Origin of the sequence: Mycobacterium sp., from assembly GCF_032161845.1 — a bacterium.
GTDB lineage: Bacteria > Actinomycetota > Actinomycetes > Mycobacteriales > Mycobacteriaceae > Mycobacterium.
The window spans coordinates 1-16,471 of the sequence record NZ_JAVRQA010000236.1; the positions used below are offsets into that span (position 1 = coordinate 1).

Below are 16,471 nucleotides of genomic sequence, written 5' to 3' on the forward strand. Positions count from 1 at the left end.
TAGCGAGTCGATCGCGAGATAGCCCTGCAGATACGGCTGCTGGTCGACGGCCCACTGCACCTGACCGCCCTTGATCGCGTCGACGAGCGCGGCGTTGGTGTCGAACGTGACGATCTTGGCCTGACTACCCGCGTTGCCCACCGACTGGACCGCGGTCAGCGCAATCGGTGCGCCGAGTGCCACGATGTGGTCGACGGCGGGATCCTGCTGGAGCTTGGCGGTGATGGTTGCCTCGACCGACGGCATGTCCTTGCTGTTGACGTTCAGGATCTCACTGTCGCCCTTGAAGCCCTGTTTGACGCCGGCGCAACGGGATTCGAGGGCTACCTGGCCCTGCTCCTGGATGACGCAGATGATCTTCTTGGCGCCGTCGGCGTTGAGCTTCTCGCCGGCGGCGATGCCTGCAAGCTTCTCGTCCTGGCCGAAGTACTCCTGCACGCCCATGGCCTTGAAGTTGTCGAAGCCGGAGTTGAACGCCACGACCGGAATGTTCTTCGCCTCCGCAGCCTTGATGGCGGGAGCCATGGCGTCGGGCTTGGCGAGGGTGACGGCGATGCCGTCGACGCCGCTGTCGATTGCGCTCTGCACGAGGTTGGCCTGTGCCGGCGCCTCGGGATCGTTGGAGTACCGCAGTTCGATGTTGTCCTTCTTGGCCGCGGCCTCGGCACCCTTGCGGATGAGGTCCCAGAACGAGTCACCCGGCACCTCGTGGGTGATCATCGCGACCGTCATGCGTGGCGTGTCAACGGAGCCGCCGCCGCTCCCCCCATCGCCGGATCCGGCGGGCTTACCGCCCGTGCTCGAACACGCCGCAAGTGCGACGACCGAAAGAGCCGCGCCGATTGCCAGCGGAACGCGCCTGCTCCACACCGACGGTGCGTCGACCGCGCTGCTCTGCGGGCCAGATCGGAACTTCATGGGTTACTCCCTCTCGCGTCGAGCCGGTCATCGGACGGCGGCTCCGAACTATGTTGGGCATCGCTTGTTCACCGTTGATGTAATACGCATCACAAGCAGAAGTCAATCCTTTGTTCGGACATTAGGACTGCACGTCAAATGTTTGCCAGAATCATCGGTTCTGGAAACTTCGCGGATTGTCTCAAATAGACCGTGCACCAACATATTTGATGCCACACGAGTCGGCTCCCTCAACTCGGCCCCGACGCCACCCCCGGCGGCGGCGGCGTACACGCCCGCCCGGCGCGCTCCCGAGACCACCTCACGCCCACCGATCTACGGATCGGGCTCGACGAGCGGCGTGGGTCATCAGTCCTACTTCATCGTGCACCGATAGTGCGCTATAGTGCACTGCGTGGATCGGGACGTGGCGACGCTGGCGACGGTGATTGGTGCGCGGGTCAAACAGGAGCGACAGTCTCGGGGCTGGACGCTGGATCAGCTTGCCGCGACCGCTTCGGTGAGCCGGCGCATGGTGGTCAGTGTCGAACAAGGTGCGGTCAATCCCAGTGTGGGAACCCTGCTTCGGCTCAGTGACGCTCTGGGCGTGGGCCTTCCGGCGTTGGTCGAACCGCCCGAATCCAAACCAGTGAAGCTCACCCGCAGCGGCGAGGGTGCCGAATTGTGGCGGGGTACATCTGGCGGACGTGGCGTGTTGATGGCAGGCACTTCCCCGCCGGATGTGGTCGAACTGTGGGACTGGTCGTTGGGGCCGGCGGATAGGCATGAAAGCGAAGCCCATGCGGCGGGCACCAAGGAACTCGTTCACGTCCTTGCGGGTGCGATCACCGTGGAGGTCGACGACCAACTGATCAGCCTCGAAACCGGCGACGCCGTTGCCTTTCCCGGCGACGTCGACCACTCCTACTTCAACCCCCACGAAACACCTGCACGATTCACGCTGGCGGTGTACGAACCCGGAGTCGGGGGCGCCACGCCCCGGCCGGAGCTGGGTCATGGCTGATCCGGCGTACCTCGCGGAGTTCCTGGGTGCGGCCCGCATCGAGTCTGAGGTGTCAGCGTTGCGTCCCGACTACCGCGCCCTCCTAATTGCCGTCGACGGTGTGGTCCCCAGCCCCAGCGGCGGTGACAGCGAGGCGCTGCTACAACAGGCTGAATCTGCTGCCCGCCAAGCCATTCAGCAACAGCCGGTTGATCAGCTGCCACATATCGCGGCTTGGCGCGACGCCTACCGGGCGTTCGGGGCCAAACCGCAGCGCACCCGCAACAGCGTCGAGGCACTGACCCGCCGCGCCGCGTCCGGCCTGCCGAGAGTCAACCGGCTCACCGACATCTACAACGCGATCTCGGTGCTGCACCAGCTGCCCATCGGTGGAGAGGACCTGACCCGCTACACCGGGGCGCCACAGCTGATCCGCGCTAGCGGCTCCGAACTCTTCGACACCATCGCCAACGCCGCTGCAGTCGTAGAAAACCCCGACGCCGGCGAGGTCGTGTGGTGTGACGACACCGGTGTGACCTGCCGACGCTGGAACTGGCGTCAGGCTTCTCGCACCCAACTCAGTGGCCACACCACCACCGCCCTGTTCATCCTCGACGCCTTGGCCCCATTCAGCGACGCGCAGCTCGAGGCCGCCGCCGACGACCTGGCCATCCATCTGCACGGACTCGGGCCGGACGTCACCATCGTTCGCCGACTGCTATCCGCCAATCCGGTCGCTGTACAAGGAGATTGACATGCTCATCCATCCCTGGGATGCCCCACTCGACACCAGCGAATGGCAGCAGTGGCTGGCCGGCACCGACCGATTCGGGATACTGGCGGTCAACAACCTCGACCCCACTCAGGCGCCGCTGATGGTGCCCACCCATTTCACCAACCACGGTGATGAACTGCTCCTGCACCTGGCTCGACCCAACCCTGTCTGGCCACATCTGGAAGCCGCCACCGAAGTGCGACTGGCGGTGATCGGCGACTACGCCTACATCCCGACCTACTGGCGAGCCAAGGCGGGGGGTCCCGACGAGGACGGCGTACCCACCAGCTACTACTCCGCAGTGCAGTTCGTCTGCCACCCAACGATCGTCGACGACCCCGAGGGTAAGGCCCACATCCTGACCACCCAGCTCGAGGACCTCCAACCCGAAGGGCGCCATGCCCCCGTCGCCGCCGGGGAAGACCCCTACGGCCGAATGCTGCCCGGCATTCGTGGTATCCGGTTGGCAGTACAACGGGTAGAGGCCAAGTTCAAGTACGACGACGCCAACCCGATCGAACATCGCCAACGTGTCATCGGCTACCTCGAAGAACGCCAGTATGGCCGCGACGCAGGCGCAGCGACCCAACAACGCCGCCGCCTTGACCAGATCGGCGACTGGAAGAGCTACGGGAAACAACCATGAGCGTCCCCGCACCCATGTCCCGCACCGTAGTGCCAGCGTGGACCCTAGCCGTCGTCGCGATGCTCTCGGGCAGCTCAGCTCGGCCCCATCGGTCGACCTCATCGCGACGGTGGGCCCTGCTGGAACTGCCTGGCTCAGACTCACCGCCGGCATCGCACTCGTCGTGGCTGCCGGCGCCGCAGCCCAACGAAAAGGCCATCGCCAATCGATGAACCCGGATATCAGTTCCAAACGGCCGCAAGAATATACGGAACTCTCATCACGCAGGTGAGCCGCTACGGAGTGTCGAGTCGATGCGCACCCACCCCTGTCGAGAAGCCGCTGTCTGGCAGACATCGACTGGCGGAGTGGCTGACGAGATCGAAGATTGCAGCCAGCGCTCGCGCAGGCCGATCTCGGCGATTCGCCCTTTGGTCTGCCAAAAGGCGGACAGCGCACGTCCCCGAGACTTGGCAATCAGTCCGAACATGCGAAGTCGTGCACAACGCTCCGTTCAGACCGTGGCCGTGGCCTTGGCAGCGCCCTCGGCCTCGAACCGGTCTTCCAGTTCCTCCAACGTGGTGCCCTTCGTTTCCGGCACGTACCGCCACACGAAGAACAGGGAGATCAGGTTGACTGCAACGAACAGGCCGAACGTTCCTGTCGACCCCAGCGCGGAGTTCAACACCGGGAACAGGAACGAGATCGTTGCGTTGGTGCACCAGAGGATGAACACGGCGATCCCCATGGCGAATCCACGAATGCTCATCGGGAAGATCTCCGAGAGCAATAGCCAAACACAGGTTCCGATGAACATCTGCACGAAGGCAACGAAGACGATCATGCAGGCGAGGATCACGTAGCTACGCGTAGTGGATTCCGCCATCAAGAAGGTGAGCGCCAGCGAGGCCTGGGAACCGGCGACGCCGGTGAAGCCGATCAACAGCATTGTGCGCCGACCGATATACCCGAGCAGGATGATTCCGATGATCGTGGTGACCACTGACGTCACGCCGACGGCGATGGTCGCGATGAGCGACGCACTGACACCTAGCCCGCTCTGCTCGAGAATGGTTGGGGCGTAGTAATTCACCGTATTGATGCCGGTAGCCTGCTGTACGATCGCGAGGCCACAGCCGATCAGCACCACCTTGCGGATCCACGGCACGTCGCGGATGACCGTCCACGGTGTCCGCTTGGTCAGGGTCCGCTCGGCGTGTTCGACGATCGCGGTGAACTCCGCGTCCGCCTCCTTCGCGTCAAGGCTCAAGCCCAGCACGGCCCGCGCCTCTTCGAACCGATTCTTCAGGCCGTACCAACGGGGTGAGTCCGGCAGGAACGTCATGCCAATCAGAAGTGCCACGGCGGGCACGGCGGCGACGGCAAGCATGATGCGCCAGACGTTCGCGTCGTGGATCACGTGGTCGAGAAGGGCGTTCATCGCGAACGCCAGCATCTGTCCGGTCACGATCATCAACTCGTTGATCGTCACCATGCGGCCCCTTCGGTCCGGCGGAGCCATCTCGGCCAGGTACAGCGGGCACGTCACTGACGCCGCGCCGACACCCAGGCCGAGGATCACCCGGGCCGCAACCATGATCTGGACGTTGGGTGCGAGCGCACAACCGAGCGCGCCGACCAGGAAGATGCCGCCGCAGAGGAGCAGCATCCGCTTGCGGCCGATCTTGTCGGCAATGCGACCGCCGAACAACGCGCCAAGCGCGGCCCCGGGGAAGAGCAACGAACTCACGACGGTGGCTTCACCGAACGAACTCAGGTTCAGGTCGTCCTTCATGTACAACAGCGCGCCGGAGATCACACCGGTGTCGTAGCCGAAGAGCAGACCGCCGAGGGTGGCGATGACGGTGAGCCTGGTCAGGAAGCGACCTGACGAAGGCCCACGTTCGGTCAATGAGGCCATTGCGGAGAACTCCTTCATTGCGATTCACATTCAACATCGACGTGAACTAAAGCGCGTTAGTAACGCGCGTGAGGTCTACTATGAACTCGACACCGCATGTGTGTCAAGCGTCACAGTGCAGAAGGAGTGGACATGGCAGCGTCCCGCCCCACCATGGCCGACGTTGCAGTCCGGGCTGGGGTGTCGAGGACACTGGTGTCCTTCATCCTCAGCGGAAAACCCGGTGCCAGTGAGGAAACCCGACGCCGCGTCCTCGACGTCGCCGACGAGATCGGCTACCGCCCAGACTCGGCCGCCCAGTTGCTGGCGCGCGGTCGAAGTCGGACGATCGGAGTGCTCATCGACGTCCGCCAACCTTTCCATGCCGAGATGGTCACCGACATCTACCCGGCTGCGGAGCGTGTCGGCTACGAGGTACTACTAAGCGCCAACCTCCCCGATCGCGACGAATCGGTCTCCATCGAAGGGCTGATCAGCCACCGCTGCGGCGGCCTGATCCTGCTGGGCCCGACTTCGGATCGAAGTTACCTGGAGGCGCTCGCCGAACGCGTGCCCATCGTGGCCGTCGGCAGACGACTGGTTTCGCGGGCAGGCAGCGACAGCCAATCGCGCGGACTCGGTTCGGTACGGACCGCCGACGCCAAGGGAATCCGGCAGGCCATTTCATATCTGGTCGAGCTCGGCCATCGCGACATCTACCACGTCGACGGCGGTACAGGTCCCGGCTCAGCCGAACGGCGCCGCGCCTATCGGGCCGCGATGCGCAGCCATGGGTTGGATGCGAACGCTCGCGTAGTGGCTGGCGCCCATACCGAAGAGGCCGGCACCCAGGCAGCGCACTCGCTGCTGGCCGAATCATCCTTGCCCACGGCAATTCTCGCAAGCAACGACCGCTGCGCACTCGGCTTGCTCGACGTCTTCACTCGAGCAGGCGTCCAGATCCCGTCCGAAGTGTCACTGATCGGCTTCGACGATAGCCACCTGTCCGATTACCCGCTGATCGACCTGACGACGGTCCACCAGGATGCGGCCGAGATTGCCCGGCACGCGGTTCGACTGGCGGTCGAGATGATGGAGGAACCCGACGGCATGTCTCACCGCGAAGTGGTACTCGAACCGAAACTCGTGGTCCGCGGCACGACCGGCAACCCGCGGACGGCCGGGGAACCTCAGCGGTCGACCAACGTCGTCTCGAAGTAGTACCGCGATGCGCGGTAGCAGTGATCGCCGTACTCCACGGCTTTGCCCGAGTCGTCGAAGGCGGTCCGGCTCATCGACAGAAGAGGTGCGCCGGTCTTCTCGGTCAAGAGCCTGGCCTCGTTCTTCGTCGCAGGCCGCGCGCCGATTCGTTGCCTGGCGAGGCGGATGTGCACGCCGCGAGCGCGCAACGCCTGATAGAGACCACTGCGTTCGAGCTCGTCGGCATCCGGTGCCAACTCGACCGGAAGGTAGTTCACCATCACCGCGAGCGGCTCGCCGTTGGCGCACCGCAGACGTTGGATCGTCACGATCTCGTGGCCACTGACCAGGCTGAGCTGCGTGGCGACCTCGTCGTCGGCCTGGCCGACCCGATAGTCGAGCAGTTCGGTGGTCGGCTCCTGGCCCGCCCTGGCGAGGTCGTCGAACAGGCTGGTCAGCTCCACGCGACGATGCACGGGATTCTGGACGACCTGCGTGCCCACCCCCCGCTTGCGAACCAGCAGACCCTTGTCGACGATCTCCTGAATGGCGCGCCGAGTCGTCGGCCGCGACAGCGTGAGCCGCTTGGCGAGGTCGAGCTCGTTCTCGAAGCGATCGCCCGGGACGAGGTGGCCGTCCCGGATGGACGCTTCGATCGCTTGTGCCAGTTGGTAATACAACGGAACCGGGCTCGATCGGTCGAGCTCTACCTCCAGCGGCACGTTGCCTCCAGGCTCGGGTGACCAGACAAACTGGTGATTAGGGTAACACCGGCATGACGGCAAGTCAGAATGTCAGGACAAAGTCTTGACAGACGCGAGTGATGAGGGGCACAGTCTTTGGCAAGCCCATCAACAACCGTCCCGGGAGATGACTTGTCCACCTCACAGCCATTCGACGTGCTGGCCATCGGTCGCAGTGGCGTCGACATCTACCCACTGCAGATCGGTGTCGGTCTGGAAGAGGTGGAATCGTTCGGCAAGTTCCTCGGCGGCAGCGCTGCCAACGTGGCCGTCGCCGCAGCCCGTCTCGGAAACTCAACGGCCCTGATCTCCGGCGTCGGCGATGACCCGTTCGGTCGCTTCGTCAGCGCCGAGCTCAACCGGCTCGGAGTCGACAACCGTTACGTGGCAACGCACGACGCGTTCCCGACCCCGGTGACCTTCTGCGAGATCTTTCCCCCCGACGACTTCCCGCTGTACTTCTACCGCAAGCCAAGCGCACCCGACCTTCAAATCACTCCCGGCGAGATCGATGCCGACGCCGTCCGATCGGCCAAGCTGTTCTGGTCGACAGTCACGGGACTGTCGGAGGAGCCGAGCCGTAGTGCTCACTTCGCTGCGTGGTCCGCTCGGGGCCGAACTCCCCTGACGGTGCTCGACCTCGACTACCGCCCGATGTTCTGGGAGAGCCCGGCCGCCGCGACGGAGCAGGTGCAGCGGGCGCTTCAGCAGGTCACCGTCGCGGTCGGCAACCGCGAGGAGTGCGAGATCGCCGTCGGCGAGACCCACCCCCACAGAGCGGCCGACGCCCTCCTCGACCTCGGCATCGAGCTGGCAATCGTCAAGCAGGGCCCACGCGGTGTGCTTGGGAAGACCAAGCACTCGTCGGTCACCGTGCCGCCCAACGAGGTCGACGTCGTCAACGGGCTCGGTGCCGGAGACAGTTTCGGCGGCAGCCTGATTCACGGACTGCTGCGCAGCTGGTCGCTGGAGAAGACGTTGCGCTATGCCAATGCGGCCGGCGCCATCGTGGCGTCGCGGCTCGAGTGCTCGACCGCCATGCCGACCGCCGCAGAAGTCAGCGAGCTGGCCGAACAGACCGCTGTGGAGGCCGTGAATGTCTAGCGCAGACCTTTCCCCCGTCGCTTCGCTCGCCCCGGAAATTTCCCCCGTCGCTTCGCTCGCCCCGGAAAATTCCCCCGTCGCTTCGCTCGCCCCGGTTTGCGCCGACTACGCCGCGGTCACCGATGTGCGGGCCGCCGACCCCGGTGCCGTCGCCCGCGCCTGGAAAACCAGGACGACACGCCCGACCATCCGCGGTGACGGCAGGCTGATGATCGTCGCCGCCGACCACCCCGCCAGGGGTGCGCTGGCCGTCGGCAACCGCCCGACCGCCATGAACAGCCGCACCGACCTTCTCGACCGGCTGCGTGCCGCGCTCGCCGACCCGGGGGTCGACGGCGTACTCGCCACGTCGGACATCCTGGACGACCTCCTGCTGCTCGGAGCGCTGGAGGACAAGGTCGTGTTCTCCTCGTTCAACCGCGGTGGCCTGGCGGGAGCGGCGTTCGAACTGGACGACCGGATGACCGGAGCGACTGCCGAGTCGACCGCCGCCGCGAACATGAACGGTGGAAAGATGTTGTGCCGCATCGCTCTCGATGACCCCGGCACGGTCGCCACCATGACCGCCTGCGCACAGGCCATCGACGAGCTCGCGGCGCGCGGCCTGATCGCCATGCTCGAGCCGTTCATGTCCAGCCGCGTCAACGGCAAGGTACGCAACGATCTGAGCCCGGACGCGGTGATCAAGTCCGTGCACATCGGACAGGGTCTCGGCTCGACGTCGGCCTACACGTGGATGAAGTTGCCCGTGGTCGAGGAGATGGACCGCGTGATGGAGTCGACCACGATGCCGACGCTGCTGCTGGGTGGCGATCCGCCCGATCCCGACGAGGCCTTCGCGTCGTGGGAGAAGGCACTCGGCCTGCCTTCGGTCCGCGGCCTCATCGTCGGTCGCACCCTGCTCTACCCCGCCGACGACGACGTGAGCTCGGCGGTAGCGACGGCAGTCTCGATGGTGCGCTGATCATGGGTGAGCGAAGCGACGGGGAAAATTGACATGCACAGCAAGCTCTACATCCCGGCCCGCAGCGCCGAACTTCCCTTCACCGTCGACGTCACCCCTGAGTCGGCGGGCTGGTCCGAATCATCGCTCCAGGTAATAGAACTCGACGACAGCCAGACCGTCGAGCTGAACACGGGCGACACCGAGGTGATGATCCTGCCGCTGACCGGTGGCGCAACCATCGAATGTGGCGGCGCGACCTTCGAGTTGGCGCCGCGCACATCGGTCTTCGACGGGCCCTCCGACATGGTGTACCTCGGCATCGGCCAGACCTACGTCCTCGCCGGCGAGGGCCGGTTCGCGATCTGCGGTGCGCGAGCGAAGAACTCGTTCCCCAACCGCCGGGTTGCCGCGGCCGACGTATCCGTCGAACTGCGCGGTGCGGGCAACTGCAGCAGGCAGGTGCACAACTTCGGCACCGCGGGCGTATTCGAGGCCGACTCGCTGATCGCCTGCGAGGTCATCACGCCGGGGGGTAACTGGTCGAGCTATCCCGCCCACAAGCACGACGAGAACACGCCCACCGAGTCCGAACTCGAGGAGATCTACTACTTCGAGATCGACGGTGGCCCAGACGGGTCGCGGGGCTTCGGTTACCACCGCGTGTATGGAACGCCCGACCGCCCGATCGAGGTGCTCGAAGAAGTCCGCACCGGCGACGTCGTACTGGTGCCGCACGGCTACCACGGTCCTTCGGTCGCCGCGCCCGGCTACCACATGTACTACCTCAACGTGATGGCCGGCCCGGGCGCCGAGCGCGCCTGGAAGATCGTCGACGACCCCGAGCACGCGTGGCTCCGCGGCACCTGGGACGACCAGGCCGTCGACCCACGACTCCCCCTGCACTCACCGGCATCCGAAGGAGCATGATCGTGGTTTCCACCGCGCCGAAGAAGGCGGAGAAGACGCCCGACACCGAGGCAGGAGTGCGACTCACCGTCGCGCAGGCCACCATTCGGTTCCTCGGCAACCAGTACGTCGAGCACGACGGCACCCGTACCAAGTTCTTCGCAGGTGCCTTCGGCATCTTCGGGCACGGTAACGTGGCCGGCCTCGGCCAGGCGCTGCTGCAGGACGAGATCACCGCGTTCGAGGCAGGCGTCGAGCCGTCATTGCGCTATGTACTCGGCCGCAACGAACAGGCCATGGTGCACAGCGCCGTCGCCTACGCCCGGCAGAAGGACCGGCTGCAGACCTGGGCCGTCACCGCCAGCGTCGGACCCGGCAGCACGAACATGCTGACGGGCGCCGCGCTCGCGACCATCAACCGGTTGCCCGTGTTGCTGCTGCCCGCCGACACCTTCGCCACGCGGGTGAGCTCTCCGGTACTGCAGGAACTCGAACTGCCCTCCGCCGGCGACGTCACCGTCAACGACGCGTTCAAGCCGCTGTCGCGCTACTTCGACCGCGTGTGGCGTCCCGAGCAGTTGCCCGCCGCGCTGCTCGGGGCCATGCGGGTACTCACCGATCCGGTGGAGACCGGAGCGGCGACCGTTGCGATCCCACAGGACGTGCAGGCCGAGGCCCACGACTGGCCGGAATCCCTGTTCGCCGAACGCACCTGGCACGTGGCACGTCCGCTCCCCGAACGTTCGGTGATCGCCAGGGCCGCCGACGTCATCCGCACCGCGCGCAAGCCGCTCATCGTTGCGGGCGGTGGCGTCATCTACTCCGACGCCACCGATGCGCTCGCCGCGTTCTCCGAGAAGACCGGCATTCCCGTCGGTCAGAGTCAGGCGGGGAAGGGATCGCTCCCCTACGACCACCCGCAGTCCGTCGGCGCCATCGGCTCCACCGGAACCACGGCGGCCAACGCGCTGGCCACCGAGGCCGACGTCGTGATCGGCATCGGCACGCGTTACAGCGACTTCACCAGCGCTTCACGGACCGCGTTCAACAACCCCGACGTTCGCTTCGTGAACGTCAACGTGGCCTCGATCGACTCGGTCAAGCAGGGCGGAGTCAGCGTGGTGTCGGACGCGCGGGAGGCAATCGAAGCCCTCGGTGCCGCGCTCGGCGACTACTCGGTCAGCGACGACTACCGCACCAGGACAGCCGAACTCGCGTTGGAGTGGGACGACACCGTCTCCGCCGCGTACAAGCTCGACGATGGCGCGGCACTGAACCAGAATCAGGTCATCGGCCTTGTCAACACGCTGTCGGACGCCCGCGACGTCGTGGTCTGCGCTGCCGGTTCGATGCCAGGCGACCTGCACAAGCTGTGGCGCACCCGCGACCGCAAGGGCTACCACGTCGAATACGGCTTCTCCTGCATGGGTTACGAAGTTGCCGGTGGCATCGGCGCCAAGATGGCCGAGCCCGACCGCGACGTGTTCATCATGGTCGGTGACGGCTCCTACCTCATGATGGCCACGGAGTTGGTCACCGCAGTGCAGGAGAACGTCAAGGTCATCGTGGTGCTGGTGCAGAACCACGGTTTCGCCTCCATCGGAGGGCTTTCCGAGGCGCTGGGCTCGCAGCGGTTCGGTACCTCCTACCGGTACCGCAGCGATGACGGCCGCCTCGACGGAGACAAACTGCCCGTCGATCTGGCCGCCAATGCGGCCAGCTTGGGCGCCGACGTCATCCGGGTCGTCACCGCAGCCGAGTTCACCGATGCGGTCAAGGTCGCCAAGGCCAGCGACCGGACGACGGTGATCCACGTGGAGACGGATCCGCTGATCGCCGCCCCGGACAGCGAGTCCTGGTGGGACGTACCGGTATCCGAGACGTCCACGTTGGAATCCACCCAGTCCGCGTACCGCACGTACGCCGACTGGAAGAAGATCCAGCGGCCCTTCGTCCGACCCAGCGAATAATCCCAAACACCTGAAAGGCAAGACACGTGAGCACCATCCTCGTCGGCTCCGCCCCCGACTCCTGGGGCGTCTGGTTTCCCGACGACCCCAACCAGACCCCCTACACCCGCTTCCTCGACGAGGTCGCCGCATCGGGCTACGAATGGATCGAACTGGGCCCCTACGGCTACCTGCCGACCGACCCCAAGCAGCTCGCCGACGAACTTGCCGCACGCAACCTGAAGCTCTCGGCGGGAACGGTTTTCGAGCACCTGCACCAGTCCGAGGTTCGCGGTGACGACTCGTGGAACGCGGTGTGGAAGCAGCTCGAGGACGTCGCGAAGCTCACCGCCGCGGTTGGCGGCAAGCACGTCGTCGTCATCCCCGAGATGTGGCGCGACCCGTCCACCGGCGCCGTGCTCGAGGACCGCAATCTCACGCCAGCGCAGTGGAAGCAGAAGACCACCGGCATGAACGAACTTGGCAAGGCGATGTTCGAGAAATACGGCGTCCGAGCGCAGTACCATCCGCACGCCGACAGCCACGTCGACACCGAGGCCAACGTCTACCGCTTCCTCGACGGCACCAGCACCGAGTTCGTCAACCTGTGCCTGGACACCGGCCACATCAGCTACTGCGGCGGCGACAACATCGCCATCATCGAACGCGCCCCCGAGCGGATCGGCTACCTGCACCTCAAACAGGTCGACCCCGTCGTACGCGCCAAGGTCGAAGCCGAAGACCTCCCGTTCGGCGAGGCCGTCAAGCTGGGCGCCATGACCGAACCACCCCTTGGCGTCCCCGACATGCCGCCGCTGCTCGAGGCCATCGACCGCCTCGGCATCGACGTGTTCGCCATCGTGGAGCAGGACATGTACCCCTGCGCCGTCGACGCGCCACTGCCCATCGCCCAACGGACCCATAAGTACCTCGGGTCCTGCGGCGTTCCCTCCGTTCGATTCAACTAGAGAGGCCTAAAGCCATGTCCGACTTGCGTATCGCCGTTCTCGGCGTGGGCATCATGGGCGCCGATCACGTCGCCCGTTTGACCAGCAGGATCTCCGGCGCCCGGGTGACGGTCGTCAACGACTATCTGACCGAGAAGGCGGAGAAGATCGCCGCCGAGATCCCCGGCTGTCGCGCGATCAGCGATCCGTTGGATGCGATCGCCGACCCGGACGTGGACGCCGTCGTGCTCGCCACCCCGGGGCCGACCCACGAGAAGCAACTGCTGGCGTGCATCGAGCACGACAAGCCGGTGCTGTGCGAGAAGCCACTCACCACTGACGTCGAGACGTCTCTGGAGGTCGTCCGCCGTGAGGCCGAGCACGGCAGGCGGCTGATCCAGGTCGGCTTCATGCGCCGCTTCGATCACGAGTACGCCCAACTCAAGGCGCTGCTCGACAGTGGCGAGCTGGGTCGGGCATTGGTGCTGCACTGCGCGCACCGCAACCCTGCCGTTCCGCCGAACTTCGATAGCGCCATGATCGTCAGGGACTCCCTGGTGCACGAAGTCGACGTCACGCGGTTCCTCTTCGACGAGGAGATCGCCTCGATCCAGATCGTCAAGCCGACGGCCAATCCCGGTGCGCCACAGGGCCTGGCCGACCCCCAGATTGCCATCCTGCGCACCGTGTCCGGCAGGCACGTCGACGTCGAACTCTTCGTGACGACCGGCGTTGCCTACGAGGTGCGTACCGAGGTCGTCGCCGAGAAGGGCAGCGCCATGATCGGACTCGACGTCAACCTGGTCCGGACGCGCGGCGACGGTACCCGGGGCGGGCAGATCACGCCGGGCTTCCGCGAGCGCTTCGGCCAGGCGTACGACACCGAGTTTCAGCGCTGGGTGGACGCGGTGCGCGGCGGCGTCAACGTCGACGGTCCCGGCGCATGGGACGGCTACGCGGCGTCGGCCGTCTGCGAGGCGGGTGTCGAATCACTGAACAGCGGCGGTGCCGTCGCCGTGAAGATGGTCTCGCGCGACTCCATCAAGGGCGCGTGACACCGTGAAGATCGCCCTCGACCCCACCCCGTTCCACCACGACTACGAGTTGCTCGAATTTCCGCGCGTCGTAGCCGAATTGGGCTACGACAACCTGCAGCTGACTCCGCACCGGGACTTCATCCCGTTCTACAACCACCCCCGCGCCGACGACGACCTGGTCGCGAAGTTCCGCAAGGCGTGCGAACACGCGAACGTCGGCATCGCGTCCGTCCTTCCGGTGCTGCGCTGGTCGGGCCCGGACGAGGATGCCAGGGAGGCGGCCGTACGGAACTGGAAGCGCGTCATCCAGATCACCGTCGACCTCGGCGTGAACGTCATCAACACCGAGTTCTCCGGAAGGCCGGAGCGCGCCGAGGAGTCCGAGCGCGCCTTCTTCCGCTCCATGGAGGAGCTGATGCCGATCTTCGAGCGCGAGGGAATCGACGTCCGCATCGACCCGCATCCGGACGACTTCGTCGAGGACGGCTTCGAAGCGGTGCGCATCATCCGCGGAGTCAACTCGCCCAACCTCGGCATGGTGTACGTCGCATGCCACACCTTCCACATGGGCGGCAACATGATTGACGTCATGCGCGCCGCAGGCGACCGCCTGCGGCTGGTCCACGTCGCCGACACGTTGGATCACCATCGCAGTCACGGCCTGCGGTACATCACGAACCCACCCGGCAATGCCGCCCGGGTGCACCAGCACCTGAAGATCGGCGACGGTGACGTCGACTGGGACGAGTTCTTCTCAGGGCTCGCCGAGATCGGGTTCTACGGCCGCCCCGACACCGTGATGGTGTCGTCGGTCTTCGCCGAAGACGAGAACGCGCACGAGGTATCGCGCTACCAGCTCGCCACCATGACCGACTACGTCTCCAAGTACGAGAATTGAGCACCGACATGACCAATGCCATCGGCCACTGGATCAACAACAAGGCCTACCCCGGAGCCAGCGGCAACACCGCACCCGTGACCAACCCCGCCACCGGTGAGGTCACCGGCGAGGTCGCGTTGGGCAGCGTCGAGGATGCCCGCGCGGTGATCGATGCCGCCGCAGCGGCGTTCCCCGCCTGGCGCGACACGTCGCTGGCGAAGAGGACCCAAGTTCTGTTCGCATTCAGGGAGCTGCTCAACGAGCGCAAGGGCGAGCTCGCCGAGATCATCACCAGCGAACACGGCAAGGTCGTCTCCGACGCCCTCGGCGAGGTCAGCCGTGGTCAGGAGGTCGTCGAGTTCGCCTGCGGCATACCGCATCTCCTGAAGGGCGGCTTCACAGAGAACGCCTCGACCAAGGTCGACGTGTACTCGATCCGTCAGCCCGTCGGCCCCGTCGGGATCATCTCCCCCTTCAACTTCCCTGCCATGGTGCCGATGTGGTTCTTCCCCATCGCCATCGCCGCGGGCAACACCGTGGTCCTCAAGCCCAGCGAGAAGGATCCCACCGCATCGCTGTGGATGGCGGAACTGTGGAAGGAGGCCGGCCTGCCCGAAGGCGTCTTCAACGTTCTGCAGGGCGACAAGACAGTCGTCGACGAACTACTGACGAACAAGGCCATCAAGTCGATCAGCTTCGTCGGCAGCACTCCCATCGCGCAGTACGTCTACGCCACCGGCACCGCCGCGGGCAAGCGCGTCCAAGCCCTCGGCGGAGCCAAGAACCACGCCGTGATCCTGCCCGACGCCGATCTGGACCTGGCGGCGGACTCGATGGTCAACGCAGGTTTCGGCTCTGCCGGTGAGCGCTGCATGGCCATCTCGGCCTGCGTCGCGGTCGGCCCGATCGCCGATGATCTGGTCGCCAAGATCGCCGAGCGCACCACGCCCTTGAAGATCGGTGATGGCACACGGGACTCCGACATGGGCCCGCTGGTCACCAAGGCTCACCGCGACAAGGTGGCGTCCTACATCGATGCCGGGGAAGCCGACGGCGCGAAGATCGTCGTCGACGGCCGCAATGTCTCCGCCGATGGTGGTGCCGACGGGTTCTGGCTGGGCCCAACGCTGATCGATCACGTCACGCCCGAGATGAGCGTCTACACCGACGAGATCTTCGGCCCCGTGCTGTCGGTCATCCGTGTCGAGACCTACGACGAGGCGCTGGAACTCATCAACTCCAACCCGTACGGCAACGGCACCGCGATCTTCACCAACGACGGCGGCGCCGCGCGGCGCTTCCAGCACGAGGTCGAGGTCGGCATGATCGGCATCAACGTGCCCATCCCGGTTCCCATGGCGTACTTCAGCTTCGGTGGTTGGAAGGCCTCGCTGTTCGGCGACAGCCATGCCCACGGCATGGACGGTGTGCACTTCTTCACCCGCGGCAAGGCCATCACCAGCCGGTGGTTGGACCCCAGCCACGGTGGCATCGAGCTGGGCTTCCCGCAAAACCAGTAACCGATTTGCCGCGAGCGTGCGTAGTAAGAGAACTATGTC

General features: G+C 65.5%; 15 protein-coding genes. 12 read left to right on the plus strand and 3 right to left on the minus strand.

Translation table 11 applies throughout. The annotated features are described in order from the left end of the window. A partial coding sequence (locus QOD90_RS13700; RefSeq protein WP_526350530.1) for a substrate-binding domain-containing protein occupies positions 1–918 on the minus strand: 918 nt, incomplete at its 3' end. A gap of 394 nt (positions 919–1,312) precedes the next feature. On the opposite strand from QOD90_RS13700, the gene QOD90_RS13705 reads away from it, so the two are divergent. Genes QOD90_RS13705 through QOD90_RS13715 form a run of 3 tightly spaced genes read left to right on the plus strand, consistent with a single transcriptional unit; the run spans position 1,313 to position 3,321 of the window. Continuing rightward, positions 1,313–1,921, plus strand: a complete 609-nt coding sequence (locus QOD90_RS13705; protein WP_526350532.1) for a helix-turn-helix domain-containing protein — start codon at positions 1,313–1,315, stop codon at positions 1,919–1,921. Further along, positions 1,914–2,654, plus strand: coding sequence for a B3/B4 domain-containing protein (locus QOD90_RS13710; protein WP_526350534.1), 741 nt, complete (start codon positions 1,914–1,916; stop codon positions 2,652–2,654). Before QOD90_RS13705 ends, QOD90_RS13710 begins: the two co-directional genes overlap by 8 nt. 1 nt (position 2,655) lies before the next feature. Further along, positions 2,656–3,321: an FMN-binding negative transcriptional regulator gene (locus QOD90_RS13715; RefSeq protein ID WP_526350536.1), complete on the plus strand. Its 666-nt coding sequence runs from the start codon at positions 2,656–2,658 to the stop codon at positions 3,319–3,321. A gap of 493 nt (positions 3,322–3,814) precedes the next feature. Here the strand turns inward: QOD90_RS13715 and QOD90_RS13720 are convergent, their stop codons facing one another. Then, complete coding sequence (locus QOD90_RS13720) at positions 3,815–5,221, minus strand: sugar porter family MFS transporter (RefSeq protein WP_526350538.1); 1,407 nt, start codon at positions 5,219–5,221, stop codon at positions 3,815–3,817. A gap of 132 nt (positions 5,222–5,353) precedes the next feature. Between QOD90_RS13720 and QOD90_RS13725 the strand changes: the two genes are divergently transcribed. After that, positions 5,354–6,421: a LacI family DNA-binding transcriptional regulator gene (locus tag QOD90_RS13725; protein WP_526350539.1), complete on the plus strand. Its 1,068-nt coding sequence runs from the start codon at positions 5,354–5,356 to the stop codon at positions 6,419–6,421. On the opposite strand, the gene QOD90_RS13730 is transcribed toward QOD90_RS13725, so the two are convergent. Further along, complete coding sequence (locus QOD90_RS13730) at positions 6,391–7,122, minus strand: GntR family transcriptional regulator (RefSeq protein WP_526350541.1); 732 nt, start codon at positions 7,120–7,122, stop codon at positions 6,391–6,393. The genes QOD90_RS13725 and QOD90_RS13730 overlap by 31 nt on opposite strands. A gap of 153 nt (positions 7,123–7,275) precedes the next feature. Between QOD90_RS13730 and iolC the strand changes: the two genes are divergently transcribed. From iolC to QOD90_RS13770, 8 genes are read left to right on the plus strand one after another with little or no spacing between them, the layout of a single operon-like run. Further along, a complete protein-coding gene (iolC, locus tag QOD90_RS13735) occupies positions 7,276–8,247 on the plus strand; it encodes a 5-dehydro-2-deoxygluconokinase (protein WP_526350543.1) in 972 nt (323 codons plus the stop codon). Then, positions 8,240–9,211, plus strand: a complete 972-nt coding sequence (locus tag QOD90_RS13740; RefSeq protein ID WP_526350545.1) for a Cgl0159 family (beta/alpha)8-fold protein — start codon at positions 8,240–8,242, stop codon at positions 9,209–9,211. The genes iolC and QOD90_RS13740 overlap by 8 nt, the downstream gene beginning before the upstream one ends. A 33-nt stretch (positions 9,212–9,244) precedes the next feature. Beyond that, the gene (gene iolB / locus QOD90_RS13745; protein WP_526350547.1) at positions 9,245–10,120 is read left to right on the plus strand and encodes a 5-deoxy-glucuronate isomerase; all 876 of its coding nucleotides are present in this window, start codon (positions 9,245–9,247) and stop codon (positions 10,118–10,120) included. Between the two features lie 2 nt (positions 10,121–10,122). Then, the gene (gene iolD / locus QOD90_RS13750; RefSeq protein WP_526350549.1) at positions 10,123–12,069 is read left to right on the plus strand and encodes a 3D-(3,5/4)-trihydroxycyclohexane-1,2-dione acylhydrolase (decyclizing); all 1,947 of its coding nucleotides are present in this window, start codon (positions 10,123–10,125) and stop codon (positions 12,067–12,069) included. Between the two features lie 26 nt (positions 12,070–12,095). Further along, positions 12,096–13,016: a sugar phosphate isomerase/epimerase family protein gene (locus QOD90_RS13755; protein WP_526350551.1), complete on the plus strand. Its 921-nt coding sequence runs from the start codon at positions 12,096–12,098 to the stop codon at positions 13,014–13,016. Positions 13,017–13,030: 14 nt separating this feature from the next. After that, a complete protein-coding gene (locus QOD90_RS13760; protein WP_526350553.1) occupies positions 13,031–14,050 on the plus strand; it encodes a Gfo/Idh/MocA family protein in 1,020 nt (339 codons plus the stop codon). A 4-nt stretch (positions 14,051–14,054) separates the two neighbouring features. Then, positions 14,055–14,930: a sugar phosphate isomerase/epimerase family protein gene (locus tag QOD90_RS13765; RefSeq protein WP_526350555.1), complete on the plus strand. Its 876-nt coding sequence runs from the start codon at positions 14,055–14,057 to the stop codon at positions 14,928–14,930. 8 nt (positions 14,931–14,938) lie between these two features. Next, positions 14,939–16,432, plus strand: a complete 1,494-nt coding sequence (locus QOD90_RS13770; RefSeq protein WP_526350557.1) for a CoA-acylating methylmalonate-semialdehyde dehydrogenase — start codon at positions 14,939–14,941, stop codon at positions 16,430–16,432. The last annotated feature ends 39 nt before the right edge of the window (positions 16,433–16,471 follow it).